Origin of the sequence: Pseudoxanthomonas sp. LjRoot125 (genome assembly GCF_964252705.1) — a bacterium.
Taxonomy (GTDB): Bacteria; Pseudomonadota; Gammaproteobacteria; order Xanthomonadales; family Xanthomonadaceae; genus Pseudoxanthomonas_A.
This window is the reverse complement of record NZ_CAXUOY020000001.1, coordinates 1,238,692-1,253,057: the sequence shown is the minus strand read 5'-3', so window position 1 is coordinate 1,253,057 and position 14,366 is coordinate 1,238,692. Positions and strand designations below refer to the sequence as shown.

At 68.9% G+C, this 14,366-nt stretch carries 12 protein-coding genes, 1 pseudogene and 1 riboswitch; of the genes and pseudogenes, 8 read left to right on the top strand and 5 right to left on the bottom strand.

Annotated elements, in window-relative coordinates; translation table 11 throughout:
- Positions 1-16: 16 nt before the first annotated feature.
- The 3 genes and pseudogenes from ACSION_RS05670 to ACSION_RS05660 all read left to right on the top strand — a co-directional run bounded on the left by ACSION_RS05670 (position 17) and on the right by ACSION_RS05660 (position 1,858).
- Positions 17-688 carry a YceI family protein gene (locus ACSION_RS05670; RefSeq protein ID WP_435305216.1) on the top strand — a complete coding sequence of 224 codons (672 nt, stop codon included), beginning with the start codon at positions 17-19 and terminating at the stop codon, positions 686-688.
- Positions 685-1,251 (top strand): annotated as a pseudogene (locus ACSION_RS05665) (cytochrome b); the annotation flags it as partial. The gene ACSION_RS05670 and the pseudogene ACSION_RS05665, both read left to right, overlap by 4 nt.
- Positions 1,252-1,297: 46 nt before the next feature.
- Positions 1,298-1,858: a YceI family protein gene (locus ACSION_RS05660; protein WP_435305215.1), complete on the top strand. Its 561-nt coding sequence runs from the start codon at positions 1,298-1,300 to the stop codon at positions 1,856-1,858.
- Here ACSION_RS05660 and ACSION_RS05655 read toward each other — a convergent pair.
- On the bottom strand, positions 1,827-2,441 hold the full coding sequence (locus ACSION_RS05655; RefSeq protein ID WP_435305214.1) for a hypothetical protein: 615 nt from the start codon (positions 2,439-2,441) through the stop codon (positions 1,827-1,829). The genes ACSION_RS05660 and ACSION_RS05655 overlap by 32 nt on opposite strands.
- Positions 2,442-2,542: 101 nt before the next feature.
- Positions 2,543-2,770: a glutaredoxin family protein gene (locus tag ACSION_RS05650; protein ID WP_435305213.1), complete on the bottom strand. Its 228-nt coding sequence runs from the start codon at positions 2,768-2,770 to the stop codon at positions 2,543-2,545.
- 72 nt (positions 2,771-2,842) lie between these two features.
- Here ACSION_RS05650 and ACSION_RS05645 point away from each other — a divergent pair, with 72 nt between their 5' ends.
- The 3 genes from ACSION_RS05645 (at position 2,843) to ACSION_RS05635 (ending at position 8,629) form a co-directional block, all read left to right on the top strand.
- Positions 2,843-4,225 carry an L-serine ammonia-lyase gene (locus ACSION_RS05645; protein WP_435305212.1) on the top strand — a complete coding sequence of 461 codons (1,383 nt, stop codon included), beginning with the start codon at positions 2,843-2,845 and terminating at the stop codon, positions 4,223-4,225.
- Positions 4,226-4,544: 319 nt separating this feature from the next.
- The gene (locus ACSION_RS05640; protein WP_435305211.1) at positions 4,545-7,571 is read left to right on the top strand and encodes a two-component regulator propeller domain-containing protein; all 3,027 of its coding nucleotides are present in this window, start codon (positions 4,545-4,547) and stop codon (positions 7,569-7,571) included.
- Positions 7,572-7,624: 53 nt separating this feature from the next.
- Positions 7,625-8,629, top strand: coding sequence for an alpha/beta fold hydrolase (locus ACSION_RS05635; RefSeq protein WP_435305210.1), 1,005 nt, complete (start codon positions 7,625-7,627; stop codon positions 8,627-8,629).
- Positions 8,630-8,644: 15 nt separating this feature from the next.
- Here the strand turns inward: ACSION_RS05635 and ACSION_RS05630 are convergent, their stop codons facing one another.
- Genes ACSION_RS05630 through metX form a run of 3 tightly spaced genes read right to left on the bottom strand, consistent with a single transcriptional unit; the run spans position 8,645 to position 11,984 of the window.
- Complete coding sequence (locus tag ACSION_RS05630; protein WP_435305209.1) at positions 8,645-9,721, bottom strand: homoserine dehydrogenase; 1,077 nt, start codon at positions 9,719-9,721, stop codon at positions 8,645-8,647.
- Positions 9,718-10,941, bottom strand: coding sequence for an O-succinylhomoserine (thiol)-lyase (locus ACSION_RS05625; RefSeq protein ID WP_435305208.1), 1,224 nt, complete (start codon positions 10,939-10,941; stop codon positions 9,718-9,720). Before ACSION_RS05625 ends, ACSION_RS05630 begins: the two co-directional genes overlap by 4 nt.
- A complete protein-coding gene (metX, locus tag ACSION_RS05620) occupies positions 10,938-11,984 on the bottom strand; it encodes a homoserine O-succinyltransferase MetX (protein WP_435305207.1) in 1,047 nt (348 codons plus the stop codon). The genes ACSION_RS05625 and metX overlap by 4 nt, the downstream gene beginning before the upstream one ends.
- Before the next feature lie 88 nt (positions 11,985-12,072).
- A riboswitch (SAM riboswitch) is annotated at positions 12,073-12,189 on the bottom strand.
- A 113-nt stretch (positions 12,190-12,302) separates the two neighbouring features.
- Between metX and ACSION_RS05615 the strand changes: the two genes are divergently transcribed.
- On the top strand, positions 12,303-13,394 hold the full coding sequence (locus ACSION_RS05615) for a phytase (RefSeq protein ID WP_435305206.1): 1,092 nt from the start codon (positions 12,303-12,305) through the stop codon (positions 13,392-13,394).
- A gap of 14 nt (positions 13,395-13,408) precedes the next feature.
- Positions 13,409-14,320, top strand: coding sequence for a peptidoglycan DD-metalloendopeptidase family protein (locus tag ACSION_RS05610; RefSeq protein ID WP_435305205.1), 912 nt, complete (start codon positions 13,409-13,411; stop codon positions 14,318-14,320).
- Positions 14,321-14,366: the final 46 nt, after the last annotated feature.

Here is a 14,366-nt window from a genome sequence, read left to right as displayed (position 1 = left end):
CCCTAGAATCCGTCCCATGTCCGGATCGTCCGCCCGCCGCCTGCTGCTGAGTTCGCTCTTCCTGCTGGCCTTGTTGCCCGCCGCGGCGCGCGCGCGCGATGCGCTGGCCGAGTACCGGCTGGACCCGGTCCACACGCGCGTGATGTTCGCCATTTCGCATGCGGGGTTCTCCAAGGCCCTCGGTACCGTGTCCGGCAGCAACGGCACGCTGGTGTTCGATCCGGATGACTGGACCCGCGCGAGGGTCGACGTACGCGTGCCGATCGCCCGCGCGGACCTCGGCGACGCCGACTGGAACAAGGCCACGCTGGCGAAATCCCTGCTCGATGCCGAGGGTCATCCCGAAGCCCGCTTCGTCTCCGCCCGCGTCGAACCCGTCGATGCGACGCACGCCCGCGTGCACGGCGACCTGACCCTGCGCGGCGTCACGCGCGAGGTCGTCCTGGATGTGGTCCTCAACGCCGCAAAGCGCCATCCGATGCCGCCGTTCCGGCGCACGGTGGGCTTTTCCGCCACCACCACGCTGAGCCGCGCCGACTTCGGCATCACCGCATGGAAATCGGTGATCGGCGACGAGGTGGAACTGCGCATCGAAGCCGAGGCCACCTACGACGGCAAGGCCGACGATGACGCGCCGGCCACCGACACACTGCCTTCCCCACCACCACCGCCGGAGCCGACGCCATGACCTTGAAGAACACCGACGAACAGTGGGGTGCGGTAAGCCAGTTGTTCCACTGGGTCATCGTCGTGCTGATCCTGGTGATGGCGTATATCGGCCTGACCATGGGCGACCTGCCCAACGGGCCGCGCAAGATCAACATCTACGCGCTGCACAAGTCGATCGGCCTGACGATCCTGGCGCTGGTCGTGCTGCGCGTGCTCTGGCGTGTGTACGCAGGCGCCCCGGCGCCCGTCGCCGGCACGCCCACGTGGCAGCAGCGCATCGCCTCGGTGACGCACGTGCTGCTGTATGCCCTGCTCTTCGCGATTCCGTTGTCCGGCTGGGTGCTCAATTCGTCGGCCGGCTATCCGCTGCAGTGGTTCAAGCTGTTCAACCTGCCGGCGATCACCGGCCGCAACGACGGTGTGCACGAAGCCGCCGAAGGCGCGCACGAGCTGCTGTTCTGGGTGCTGGTGGTGCTGGTGGTCGCCCACGCCGGTGCGGCGCTGTACCACCACCTGTTCCAGGGCGACACCACGCTCACCCGCATGCTGCCGGGACGCCGCAAGGCCCTTGCACCGGCACCCGTCGCGGCGCCCGCTCCCTCTTCCCCCACTCCGCAGGATTCCCCCGATGAAAACCCCTGATCGCGCGCGCCTCGCGCTCGCCTCCCTGCTGCTCGCCACCGCGGGCCAGGCGGCGGCGGCCGATTATGTGCAGGCCCCTGGCTCGACGCTGGTGTTCGCCAGCAACTACCAGGGCGAAACCTTCACCGGCAAGTTCGGCAGCTTCGCCACCACGATGAGTTTCGACCCCAAGCAGCTGGCCACCAGCAAGCTGGATGTCGCCATCCAGTTGGCCGGCACGCAGACCGGCAACAAGGACCGCGACGATACGCTGGTGTCGAGCGATTTCTGCAATGTGGGCAAGTTCGCGCAGGCACGCTACACGGCGACCAAGTTCCGCGCACTGGGCGGCAACCAGTACGCGGCCGACGGCACGCTCACGCTGCGCGGTGCGAGCAAGCCGGTGACGCTGACGTTCACCTGGACGCCCGGCGCGCAGCCGGTGCTGACCGGGAAAGCGACGGTGAAGCGGCTGGACTTCGGCGTCGGCGGCGGCGACTGGGCAGACACCTCGACGATCCCGAACGAGGTCGCGATCAGTACGAAGGTCGTGTTGAGGCCGCGTTGATCCCTTGGGGCCGGCAGTCGCGCCGGTCGTTCGCATCCGGCGCCACGGTGATGCGGCCCAGCCCGTAACTGAGGGCGCCCAATACATCGCCCTCGCGATGGGTGCGATGGCACGCCAGGCAATCCGGGCGGGCGCGGATGGGTGCCATCGCGCGCTCGCCGCCTGGTCCTGCTTGCACCACGATATCGGTGCCACCGATCAACCGGGCCAAGGCCTCGCGCTCCCACGCTTGCAGCCTGCGGGTCGATGTCGGTAAGGCAGGCACCGCAGCATCGTCGTCGCGATGCTGGAAGCCCATGAACCCCGCGCGATGGACGACGGGGGGATCGTGCCGGGCGACGCCGACCAGTTCGACGTCGAACACGCAGCGCCCTTTCTCGCCTACGCCTTCGAACTGGTAGTGGCGCATGCGCGCCATCATCGGCGTGACCCGCCGCTTGCCGAATCCCTGGCTGTCGATGAAGGCCTCGACGAAAGCGTCGTGCATGCGGCGCAAGGCCGCGTCGTCTTCGCCCGGGGTTTGGCCGAGGGCGATCGGCGCGCCGATCGCGACCACGGCGAGCGCCAACACCCCCCATCGCATCCGACCCATCGGCGACCCCCCATGTACAGACGGCGCCAGCCTAGCCCGTCACGCTCACGCCGGGATGCCGCGTGCAGCCACCGTTTCGCGGACGGACAGCTTCAGCGTTGCAGGAAGGCGGCCACGGCGTCGGCGCCGAACGGCCAGTCCAGCTCCGCACCCGTGTCGCTGCGATGCAGCACGGGTACGCGAATGCCGTAGCGCGCTTCCAGCACGTCGTCCTCGTCGATGAAAACGCTTTCGAACTCGGGAATCCGCGCATTCGCGAGCACGTCGAGGGCGAGGTCGCAGAGGTGGCAGTCGTCGCGCTGGTAGAGGATCAGGGGCATTGCAGGCAAGGAGTGAAAGGCGACGGGCGCGTACCTGCTTAGAATAGCCGCCTTTCCGCAGCGGCTCGCAGCATGGCAGTCAGTACGTTCGACCTGTTCAAGATCGGCATCGGTCCCAGTTCCTCGCATACCGTGGGGCCGATGCGCGCCGCGGCGCGCTTCGTCGCGCGCTGGCTGGTCGATGCCGGGCGCCTGCAGGACGTGGCGCGCATCCGTGCCGAAGTGTTCGGTTCGCTCGCCCTGACCGGGCGTGGGCACGGCACCGACAAGGCGGTGCTGATGGGCCTGGAAGGCCACTATCCCAACGAGATCGATCCCGACATCATCCCGCCGGCGCTGGAGCGCATCCGCACCGGCAAGCGCATCCTGTTGGGCGGCACACACGAGGTCGCCTTCGACGAGAAGCGCGACCTGCTGATGAACAAGCGGCAGAAGCTGCCGTACCACACCAACGGCATGCGCTTCACCGCGTACGACGCCAGCGACGAGGTGATCGCCACGCGTGATTACTACTCGGTCGGCGGCGGTTTCGTCGTCAACCAGGACGACGCGGCGGTGGACCGCATCGTCGCCGACGAGACGCCGCTGCCGTACCCGTTCAAGAGCGGCGACGAATTGCTGGCGCAATGCCAGCGCAGCGGCTTGAGCATCGCCGCGTTGATGTTCGAGAACGAGAAGGCCTGGCGCAGCGAGGACGAGATCCGCGACGGCCTGCGCGCGATCTGGAACGCGATGCAGTCGTGCATGGCGCGCGGCATCCGCGAGGAAGGCACGCTGCCCGGCGGCCTGCATGTGTCGCGTCGTGCACCGACGCTGCATCGCGAGTTGTCCAGCAAGCCGGAGGCCGCGATGCGTGATCCGCTGACCGTGCTGGACTGGGTGAACCTGTATGCGCTGGCCGTGAACGAGGAGAACGCCGCCGGCGGCCGCGTGGTTACCGCGCCCACCAACGGTGCGGCCGGCATCATCCCGGCGGTGCTGCACTACTACGATCGTTTCTGCCCGGGCAACAGCGAGCAGCGCGTGTTCGACTTCCTGCTCACCGCGGCGGCCATCGGCATCCTCTACAAGGAAAATGCCAGCATCAGCGGCGCCGAAGTCGGCTGCCAGGGCGAGGTGGGCGTGGCCTGTTCGATGGCGGCCGGCGGATTGGTCGCGGCACTGGGCGGCAGCCCGAGCCAGGTCGAGAACGCGGCGGAAATCGGCATGGAACACAACCTCGGCCTGACCTGCGACCCGATCGGCGGCCTGGTGCAGATCCCGTGCATCGAGCGCAACGCGATGGGCGCGGTGAAGGCGATCAACGCCAGCCGCATGGCGATGCGCGGCGACGGCAAGCACAAGGTGAGCCTGGACAAGGTCATCAAGACCATGCGCGACACCGGCCGCGACATGCAGGACAAGTACAAGGAGACCAGCCGCGGCGGGCTGGCGGTCAACGTCATCGAGTGTTGAACGAATACATCGTCAGGGCACGGGTTCGGCAGATCCCCACGAACAAGGCCGAGCCCGCGTAGCCCGGGCAGAGCGCAGCGAAACCCGGGGCTCCGACACGACCCTGCATCCCCCGGGGTGCGACCCTTGGCCGTACCCGGGCCACGACCTTTCCCATTCAGGTTGTCACCCCTTTAGACGCCAGCGTGCGCGCCGATACGGTATAGGTAAACCCACTTACCGGAGACGCGCCCTGTCCGATCACACGGACAAGACCTGCCGCGGCCGGCCTTCCTGGCGGTGTCGACTGGCGGCCTGGTGCCTGCCCCTGCTGGGCGGGATGGCCTTGCTTTGCCCGTCCGCACACGCGCTGGACCCCTCCAAGTCGTTCCATCACTACGTCCGCAACCACTGGAGCCTGGAGCAGGGCCTGCCCCAACTCAGCGTGCTGGCGATCGCCCAGGACAAGCCGGGCTACCTCTGGTTCGGCACCCAGGCGGGCCTGAGCCGTTTCGACGGTGTGCGCTTCACCAACTTCGACCTGGACAACACGCCTGAATTGCCCAGCACCTGGATCCAGGCGCTGCGCACCGACCGCGACGGCCGCCTGTGGATCGGTACGCCGCAGGGATTGGCCGTACGGGAAGGCAACCGCATCCGCGCCGTGCCGCTGGCACCGGGCGAAGCGGCCGGGGTGACCGATGTGCTCGCCCTGTCGGCCGATGCCGCCGGACGGCTGCTGGTGGCGACCAGTCGCGGCGTGATGGTGGTCGCCGACGGTCGCCTGGAGATGTTGCACCCCCTCGCCGACGGCGGCGCGCTGGCCCTGCACGTCGATGAGGACGGCACGCTGTGGGTGGGTGGCCGGGGTCGCGTCCATGTATTCGATGGCGACGGCGAGCGCACGCTGCCCCTACCGGACGCCGCATCGCTCAACACGATCACCTCGCTGGCACGCCACGATGGCCGCCTGTGGGCGGGTACCGATGCGGGTCTGTTCGTCCTGATGGGGCGCCAATGGCATCGCCATGGCGACGTGGCGGCCGCCAGCGGCGGCATCCAGGCGCTGTACGAAGATCGCGACGGCATCCTGTGGGCGAGCACGCGCGACATCGTCTACCGCTTGCGCCGGGGCCGGCTGCTGGAGCGGATCCCCGGCGACGGGCCGCTGGCGGAGATCCGTGCGTTCTACGAAGACCGCGAATCCAACCTCTGGCTGGGCAGCAACAACGAGGGCGTCAGCCGCGCATGGAATGGCTGGACGCGCCGCTACAGCCGCGCCGAAGGATTGCTGCAGCCGCTGCTGTGGTCGACGGCGCAAGGTCCCGATGGCCGGATCTGGGTAGGCAGCGACGATGGCGTGAGCGTGCTCGAGGACGGCCGCTTCCGCCTGCTCGTGCCCGGGCCCGCGTTGCCGCATCCCGCCGCCTACAGCCTGTTGCCGGAAGACGGCCAGACCTGGATCGGCACGCGCGACGGCGTTGCGCTGTACCGCGACGGCCGGGTGCAGCGACCGCGCATGCTCGATGCCCTGGATGCCGCGCAGGTGAACGGCATCGTGCGCGACCGCCAGGGACGACTGTGGTTCGCCACCAGCACGGGGCTCTATCGTTGGGATGGCGGTGACCGCCTGCACCATTACGCCACGAAAGCCGGCTTGCGCGACGCACGCGTCCGCGTCCTGTTGGAAACGCGCGACGGGCGAATGCTGGTGGGTACGCAGAGCGGGCTGTACGAATTCATCGACGAGCGCCTGGTGCCGGTTCCGCTCACCGGTACCGGCGTGGAGGCACCGCACATCGTCGCGCTGCATGAACTGGCCGGCGGCCAGTGGCTCGCCGGCGCGCTGTCCGAGGAAGTGATGCTGGTGTTCGATGGCCAGCGCTGGACGCGGCTCGACAAGACGCGCGGCATTCCCGCGAACGCCCCGTTCTTCTTCGCCGAGGACGGCAACGGTTTCCTCTGGGTCGGCGGGCTGCGCGGCATCTACCGGGTGCCGGTGGCCGACATCCTCGCGGCCACGCAGGACCCCGCCAAGCGCGTCATGGCGCGCACGCTGCTCAACGAACGCGGCGACCGCCATGGCGGCCAGAAGGGCGACTGCTGCAACGGCGCCGGCAACAGCCGCGGCTTCATGACCGACAACGCGGTGTGGTTGCCCACCCGCGACGGCGTGGTGGTGATGGCGACGAACCAGCCGCTGGACAACGATTACGTGCCCGAATCGGTGATCGAGCGCGTGCAGGTCCAGGGCCGGTGGCAGCCCGCCGATGCGGCGGCGACATGGTCGCTGCCCAACGCCGCACGCGACCTGCGGTTCGAATTCACCACGCTGAGCTTCCAGGCCTCGGACCACATCGACATCCGCTACCGGCTGAAAGGCTACGACGAAGCGTGGAAGCTGCTGGATGATCCGCACCAGCGCAGCGCGACCTACACCAACCTGCCTGCCGGGCGGTACGTGTTCGAAGTGCTCGGCACCAACAACAGCGGCGTCTCCGGGCGCGCGGCAGCGACCCAGGCGTTCACCATCGCGCCCTACTTCTACGAGAGCCCCTGGTTCTACGTGCTGCTGGCGATGGCGCTTGGCGTGCTGGTGCTGCTGTCCAACCGTTGGGTGCTGCGGCGGCACCACAACCGCAACGTCGCCTTGGAGCGCCTCGTGCAGCAGCGCACGCTGGACCTGCAGCAGGCCAACCGGCAGCTCGAAGCGATCAGCCTCACCGATCCGCTGACCGCCCTGCACAACCGCCGCTACCTGACCCGCCAGCTACCGGCCGACATCGCGTACTACCAGCGCATGCCCAAGTTCGCCACGGGCGTGGACGTGCTGGCATTCGTGCTGCTCGACATCGACCACTTCAAGTCGATCAACGACGGCCAGGGCCACCAGGCCGGCGACCACGTGCTGCAGACCGTCGCGCACCGCCTGCGCACCTTGTCGCGCGATGGCGACTACGTGATCCGTTGGGGCGGCGAGGAATTCCTGATGGTGTTCCGGCCGATGCCGCGGCACGACCTGCACGCGCTTGGCCGGCGCATCTGCACGGCCATCGCCAGCGAACCGGTGGATGTCGCCGGCACGCGCCTCGAGGTGACGGCCTCGCTCGGCGTGATCGGCTATCCGCCCTTTCCCGAAGCACCCGATCTACTGGGGTGGGAGCAACTCGTCTCGCTGGCGGATCGCGCGCTGTATGAAGTGAAGGCCCACGGGCGGAATGGCTGGGCGCTTTACGAAGCCTCGCCATCGCCTTCGCCATTGCCCGATGCCGACCACGTGCGACGCGATCCCGGCGAGCTCGTCTGCGATGGCCACCTCGCGCTGCGTGGACCGCACCATCCCACCTCGCGCACGCCGCCCGATTGACGGGATCGCAACACATCCGCGATACGCTGACGCCCCACGTTGCGGATCCTCCCATGAAGATTGCTTCTTCGATGCTCGCCATCGCGGCGATGTCCCTCGCCGGCGCTTCCGTTGCCCAGACGGCGTCACCCGCGCGCTATGGCGCGCGCCTGGAAGGCTTCGCCTATCCGCATACGGTGAAGACCTACGCATTCACGTCGCAGGACCAGCCGCTCGAGATGGCTTATCTCGATGTCGCGCCCCCCACGCCCAACGGGCGCACCCTCGTGCTGCTGCATGGCAAGAACTTCTGCGCCGCGACCTGGGACGCCACGATCGCGGCGCTGACGGATGCCGGCTATCGCGTGATCGCGCCGGACCAGATCGGCTTCTGCAAGTCGAGCAAACCGCAGCGCTACCAGTATTCCTTCGCCCAACTCGCCGGCAATACGCGAGGGCTGCTGGAACAGCTCGGCATCGAGCGCGCGACGGTGGTCGGCCACTCGATGGGTGGCATGCTGGCGGCGCGCTTCGCGCTGCAGTACCCACAGGCGACGGAGCGCCTGGTGCTGGTCAATCCGATCGGCCTGGAAGACTGGAAGGCCGAGGGCGTGCCCTGGCGAAGCATCGATGCGTGGCATGCGCGCGAGAAGAAGACGACATTCGACAGCATCCGCGACTACCAGCGCACCGTGTACTACGGCGGTGACTGGAAGCCGGCCTACGAACAGTGGGTACAGATGCTGGGCGGCATGTACGCCGGCGAGGGCCGCGAGGCCGTGGCGTGGAGCCAGGCGCTGACCTCGGACATGGTGTTCAACCAGCCGGTGGTGTACGAACTGCCGCAGATAACGGCCCCGACCACACTGCTGATCGGCCAGAAGGACCGCACCGCGATCGGCAAGGATCTGGCGCCTCCGGAGATCGCGAAGACGCTGGGCAACTATCCGGCACTGGGCAAACGGACCGCCGCCGCCATCCCCGGCGCCACGCTGGTCGAATTCAACGACCTTGGCCACTCGCCGCAGGTCGAAGCACCCGCGCGCTTCAACGCGGCCTTGTTGTCCGCGCTGAAGTGATGGATGCCCGGGCGATCAGCGCGCCGTCGCGATCGCCAGCACGTCATCGAGCAACGCGGCGGCGGTGACGTCGGCGCCGGCGCCGGGACCTTGCACCACCAGCGGTTGCTCGTCGTAGCGGTCGCTGTAGATCGCCACCCGGTTGTCGGTGCCGCTGCCGCCGCACAGCGCGTGATCGGCCGGCAGCACCTGCAGGCCGACGCTTGCGCGTTCCGTGTCGAAACGCCCGACGAAGCGCAGCCGGCCACCGTTGCGGTACGCATCCTTGAAACGCGCCGCCAACGGCGCATCCAACTGACCAAGCGCGCCATCGACGCTGTCCAGGGGCAGCGCCGAAAGTTCGGCGGGCACCAGCGATTCCACCCGCACATCGGCCTGCTCCAACGGAAGGCCCGCGGCGCGCGCGAGGATCAGCAACTTGCGGCGCACATCCTCGCCGGACAGGTCGATACGCGGATCGGGTTCGGTATAGCCCGCCTGACGCGCCTGGCGGACGAAGCCGGAAAACGGACGCATGCCGTCGTACTGGTTGAACAACCAGGCCAGCGACCCGGACAGCACGCCTTCGACGCGGTGGATGCGGTCGCCGCCGGCCACGAGCGCGCGCAGGCTGCGCAGCAACGGCAGGCCCGCACCGACCGTCGCGGCTTCGCCATACCGTGCGCCCGATGTCACCCCTGCGTGTTCGATGGATTGCGCGCGTGAAAGTGCACTGCCCGCGCCCAGCTTGTTGGCGGTCACAACATGCACGCCGCGCGACAGCCACTCGGCGTGCCAGCCCGCGACGGCGTCGCTGGCAGTCGCATCGATGACGATGTCGCCTGCGTGCAGCGCTTCGGCTTCCGCCCATGGCGGCAGATCGTCGGCGCGCGCGTCGGCGCGATTGGCTGCTTGCAGCGCGCGTTGCGGCGCGCCTGCGCAGTCGTGCAGGGCGCGGGAGTTGGCGAGCCAGGCCAGCGTCGGCAGCGGCACGTCTCGCGCCTGCAAGCGCTGGTAGCGCGCCACCAGCGCGCTGCCGACCACGCCCGTACCCAGCAGCGCGAGCCGCGGTGCGCGGCGTGCGGCGGTGCGCAGCGGGACGACCGTACTCATGCGTCGGCGAGCTTGCGTTTGGAGTCGGCCACGACCGCCTCGGCACGCGCGAGCGCCGCGGCGATATCGGCCAGCAGGTCGTCCGTGGCTTCGATGCCGACCGACAGGCGCAGCAGGCCGTCGGAGATGCCGGCCTTGGCGCGCGCTTCCGGCGTCATCGCCGCGTGCGTCATCGTGGCCGGATGCGCCACCAGGCTCTCCACGCCGCCCAGCGACTCGGCCAGGGTGAAGTAGCGCAGGCCCTCGACGAACGCGCGCACGGCTTCTTCGCCACCTTCGAGCTCCAGGCTCAGCATCGCGCCGAAGCCCTTCTGCTGGCGCGCCGCCACCGCATGGCCGGGATGGGTGGCCAGGCCCGGGAAGTAGACCTTCGACACTGCAGGATGCGTCTCCAGCAACGCGGCGATGGCGTCGGCGTTCTCCTGGTGCGCGCGCAGGCGGGCGTCCAGCGTGCGCAGGCCACGCAGCGTCAGGAAGCTGTCGAACGGCGAGCCGGTCAGGCCCAGCGCATTCGCCCACCACACCAACTGCTGATGGGTCTCCGCATCGCGCGCGATCACCGCGCCACCGACCACGTCGCTGTGACCGTTGATGTACTTGGTGGTGGAGTGCAGCACGAGGTCGGCACCGAACGCGATCGGCGTCTGCAGCGCCGGCGACAGGAAGGTGTTGTCCACCACCGTGCGCGCGCCCGCCTTGTGCGCAGCCTCGATAACGAAGCGCAGGTCGGTGATCCGCAGCAGCGGGTTGGACGGGGTTTCGATCAACACCAGCTTCGGCGATTGCGCCAGTGCATCGGCCAGCGAACGCGGATCGGTCAGATCAGCGGTAATCAGCTCGAAGTGGCCCTTCTTCGCCAGCGCATTGAACAGGCGCCAGCTGCCGCCGTACGCGTCGTGCGGCACGACCAGGCGGTCGCCCGGCTCCAGCAGCGCATTCAGCACCAGGGTGATCGCGCCCATGCCGGTGGCGGTGACGACGGCGCCCGCGCCGCCTTCCAGTTCGGCCAGCGCTTCGGCCAGCAGGTCGCGGGTCGGGTTGCCGCTGCGGGTGTAGTCGTATTCGCGCTTCTGCGCGAAGCCCGCGAAACTGAAGTTGGACGACAGCACGATCGGCGGCGTCACCGCGCCATAGGCGGTGTCGCGGTCGATCCCGGCGCGCACGGCGGCCGTGGCGGGACGACAGGGCGCGTCGGTATCGGTGGGGGTGTAGCTGCTCATGCGGAATCTCCGGCGGCGCGCAGGGCCGAGGTCAGGATGGAATCGATGCGGTCGGTTTCTTTCAGGAAGGCGTCGTGGCCGTAGGGCGAGCGCAGCACGCGCAACTGGCCCAGCGTGCCGAGGCCTTCCACCAGCGCCACGGAATCGGACAGCGGCACCAGGCGGTCGCCTTCGACGGCGACCACCAGCGTGGGCACGCGCACGTCGGCGGGGTCGACGCGGTGCAAATCGATGGATTCGGACAGGCGCACGTAGGCGTTCACCGGCGTACGTGCGACGTACTGCGCGCCGGCGGCATCCAGGTAATCCTCGGCAGCCACGCGCACGCGGCCGTTGACGATCTCGGGCGCCGCGTCGAAACGCTCGCCGAATTCCTCCGGCGTGCGATAGCTCAGCATCGCGAACTGGCGCGCCAGCGACAGGCCTTGCGCGTCCGCGCACTGCAGCTGGCCGAGCGTCACCGCGCGACGTTGCAGCGCGCGCCACGCGGCGGCATAGGGATGGGCGCGGTGCGCGCCGCTGACCGCGATCAGCTTCTCCACGCGCTCGGGGTGGCGCACCGCGAACTGCAGGCCCACCAGCGCGCCGTAGGAATAGCCGACAAAAGCCTGAAGGCGCGCGATGCCCAGCGCCGACAGCAGCTTGGCGATGGCGTCGGCCTGGTCGGCCGTATCGATCGGGGCGTCGAGGCGGCCGTCGGCGCCGACGAAGTCGAACGCGAGCAGCTGCCTGTGCGCCGGATCCAACGCACGGCCTTCGCCGACAAGCGCGTTGAGCCAACCGGCTTCGGCGAACACATCGCTCGCCGCGAGGTGGCGATGCGCGGAAATGCCGCCGGCGACGAACACCACCGGTGCGCCGACCACGCCCTGCAACTCGTAGCGCAGCGTGACCGCCCGGTTGCCGGCGTGGCGCATCGACAGCTCGACCACGACCTCGCCCCGCAGGGCACGCGGTGCGTCGTCCTGGAACGAGGGAATCGCCGCACTGTCGATCGACGACGGTTCGGCAAGGCGGTTCAGCGCGGGACTGGCGTAACTCATGGCGGCTTCCGGTGGGCATCCCTCGCGGGACGGGACTACACCACCGAGCTTCGCGGAGCTCGCGTTCGCCGTGCTGAGGGCACGGTACGAACCATCTTCCGGCAGACGCAGAGGTCCCCGCAGGATTTGGCACCACCACGGCGCTTGCGCGTCGCTGGCTGCCCCGGCTTCTTCGGGCCTGTCCCTCTGCCGGTCTCGATGGTGAGCGTACTTTGCCGGGCGCCGGGGCAGATGTCAATCGCTTTATTCGGATGAAGCGATGGACTTTGAACCCAGTCACGCTGCCCCGCTCCCGTGGGATCACGCATAATTCGCGCCATGATCCGGAAATGCCTTATCGGCGGTCTCTGCGCGGCGCTGCTGGCCGCCTGCTCCACCGCCCCCCTGCACACCTCCACGCCCCCGGCCCCCGCCCCCAAGACGGCGGCAGATGCCATCGTCCCGGAAGCCTGGGTCTCCGAGCCGGTGCCCGGGGACGAACTGGACTCCCTGGTCGCCTGGCCCACCGAAGACGGCAGCGTCTGGCTGATCGCCACCGCCAAGGCCACCCACCACCTGGCCCTGTACGACGCCGACACCGGACAGCGCCTACGCACGGTCGGCGGCCCGGGTTCGGCGGTCGGCCAGTTCAACCGCCCCAACGGCATTGCCGTATTCGGCGACCTGCTGTTCGTGGCGGAAAGGGACAACCACCGCATCCAGGCCTTCCGCCTGCCCGAGTTCGCGCCGCTGGGTGCCTTCGGCGCCGACGCCCTGCGCGCGCCCTACGGCCTGTGGGTGCACGAAACCGCGCCGGGCGAGTTGGAGCTCCTGGTCACGGACAGCTTCATGGCCGATTTCCGCACCATGACGCTGCCGCCGATGGAGGCGCTGGACGGCCGCGTGAAGCGCTTCCGGGTACGCGTGGAAGAAGGCGGCAAGCTGGAAGCTGCGTTGGTGGAGCAGTTCGGCGACACCGGTCCGGCCGGCGCACTGCGCATGGTCGAGTCCATCGCCGGCGATGCCGTGCACGATCGTCTGATGATCGCCGAGGAAGATCGTCGGGTCGGCTCGACGTTGCGCGACTACTCGCTGGCCGGACGCTACCGCGGCCACAGCCTGCCCACGTTCGACGCCGATGCCGAAGGCGTTGCGCTCTGGGCGTGCAGTGCAGAGGACGGTTATTGGGTCGCGGTCGACCAGCTGACGCCAACCCGATTCCGGGTGTTCGATCGCGCCACCCTCGCCCCCGCCGGCGTCTTCTCCGGCCGCGTGACCGCCAACACCGACGGCGAGACGATCTACGCCATGCCGACCCAACGCTTTCCAGCGGGCGCACTGTTCGCGCTGCACAACGACGTGTCGCTGGCCGCGTTCGACCTGCGCGACATCGGCCACGCGCTGAAGCTCCGCGAAGACTGCCTGCGGTGAACGCTGTGCGGGCCATGGCAGCGCTCTGCGGCGCGGCCCTGCTGCTCGCCAGCGTCGGTGACCTGTCCGCCGCGCGTCTCTATCGCTGGAAGGACAAACAGGGGTACACCCAGTACGGCGACCAGCCGCCGCCGCCGGACCAACTGGCTGGCAACGCACTGGACGTGGTGCGCTTCCGCAATCCACCCAGCGCGCTGGTGCGGCTGCGCCTGGAGAAACAGGGTCTTCGCTACGAAGCCTGGGCCGACAACCTGATGCACGGGCCGGTGGAAGTGCAGTTGGGTTTCCGCCGCCAGCGCGACGTGCGCAGCGCTCCTGCCCTGCCCGCCCGCGCCGTGGTGCCGGCACGCAGCAGCGTGCTGGTGGCCAACATCAGCGTGACCGATCCGCTGCGCGGCGGGGATTTCGAACTGACCCTGGACGGCATGCCCGGCGATCCCGGTAGCCGGCCGCAGGACTACGACTACCGCCTGCCGTTCGACTACGGGCGCGTGCGCGTGGACCAGGGCCCCGGCGGCCGCTTCAGCCACAGCGATGCGCAGAACCTGCATGCGGTGGACTTCGCGGTGCCGGAAGGCACCCGGATCGTCGCCGCGCGCGAGGGGCTGGTGATGCAGGTCGAGTCCGACTTCGACAAGGCCGGCCTGAACCGCGAGAAATACGGCGGCCGCGCGAACTTCATCCGCATCCTGCACAGCGACGGCAGCATGGCGCTGTACGCGCACCTGAAGGCCGAGGGTGTGCAGGTGCGCGTCGGCCAGTACGTCCGCAAAGGCCAATACATCGGGCTGTCCGGCAACACCGGCTTCTCGACCGCGCCGCACTTGCATTTCGTAGTGCAGGCCAACCGCGGCATGCGGCTGGAATCGGTGCCGTTCCGGATGTTCGGGCCGTTGGGGCAGCTGCAGTTCCCGTCGGCGCGCTGACCGGCGTCCGCGCCGGCACCCCGGTATAATCGCGCCCTTCCCGCCT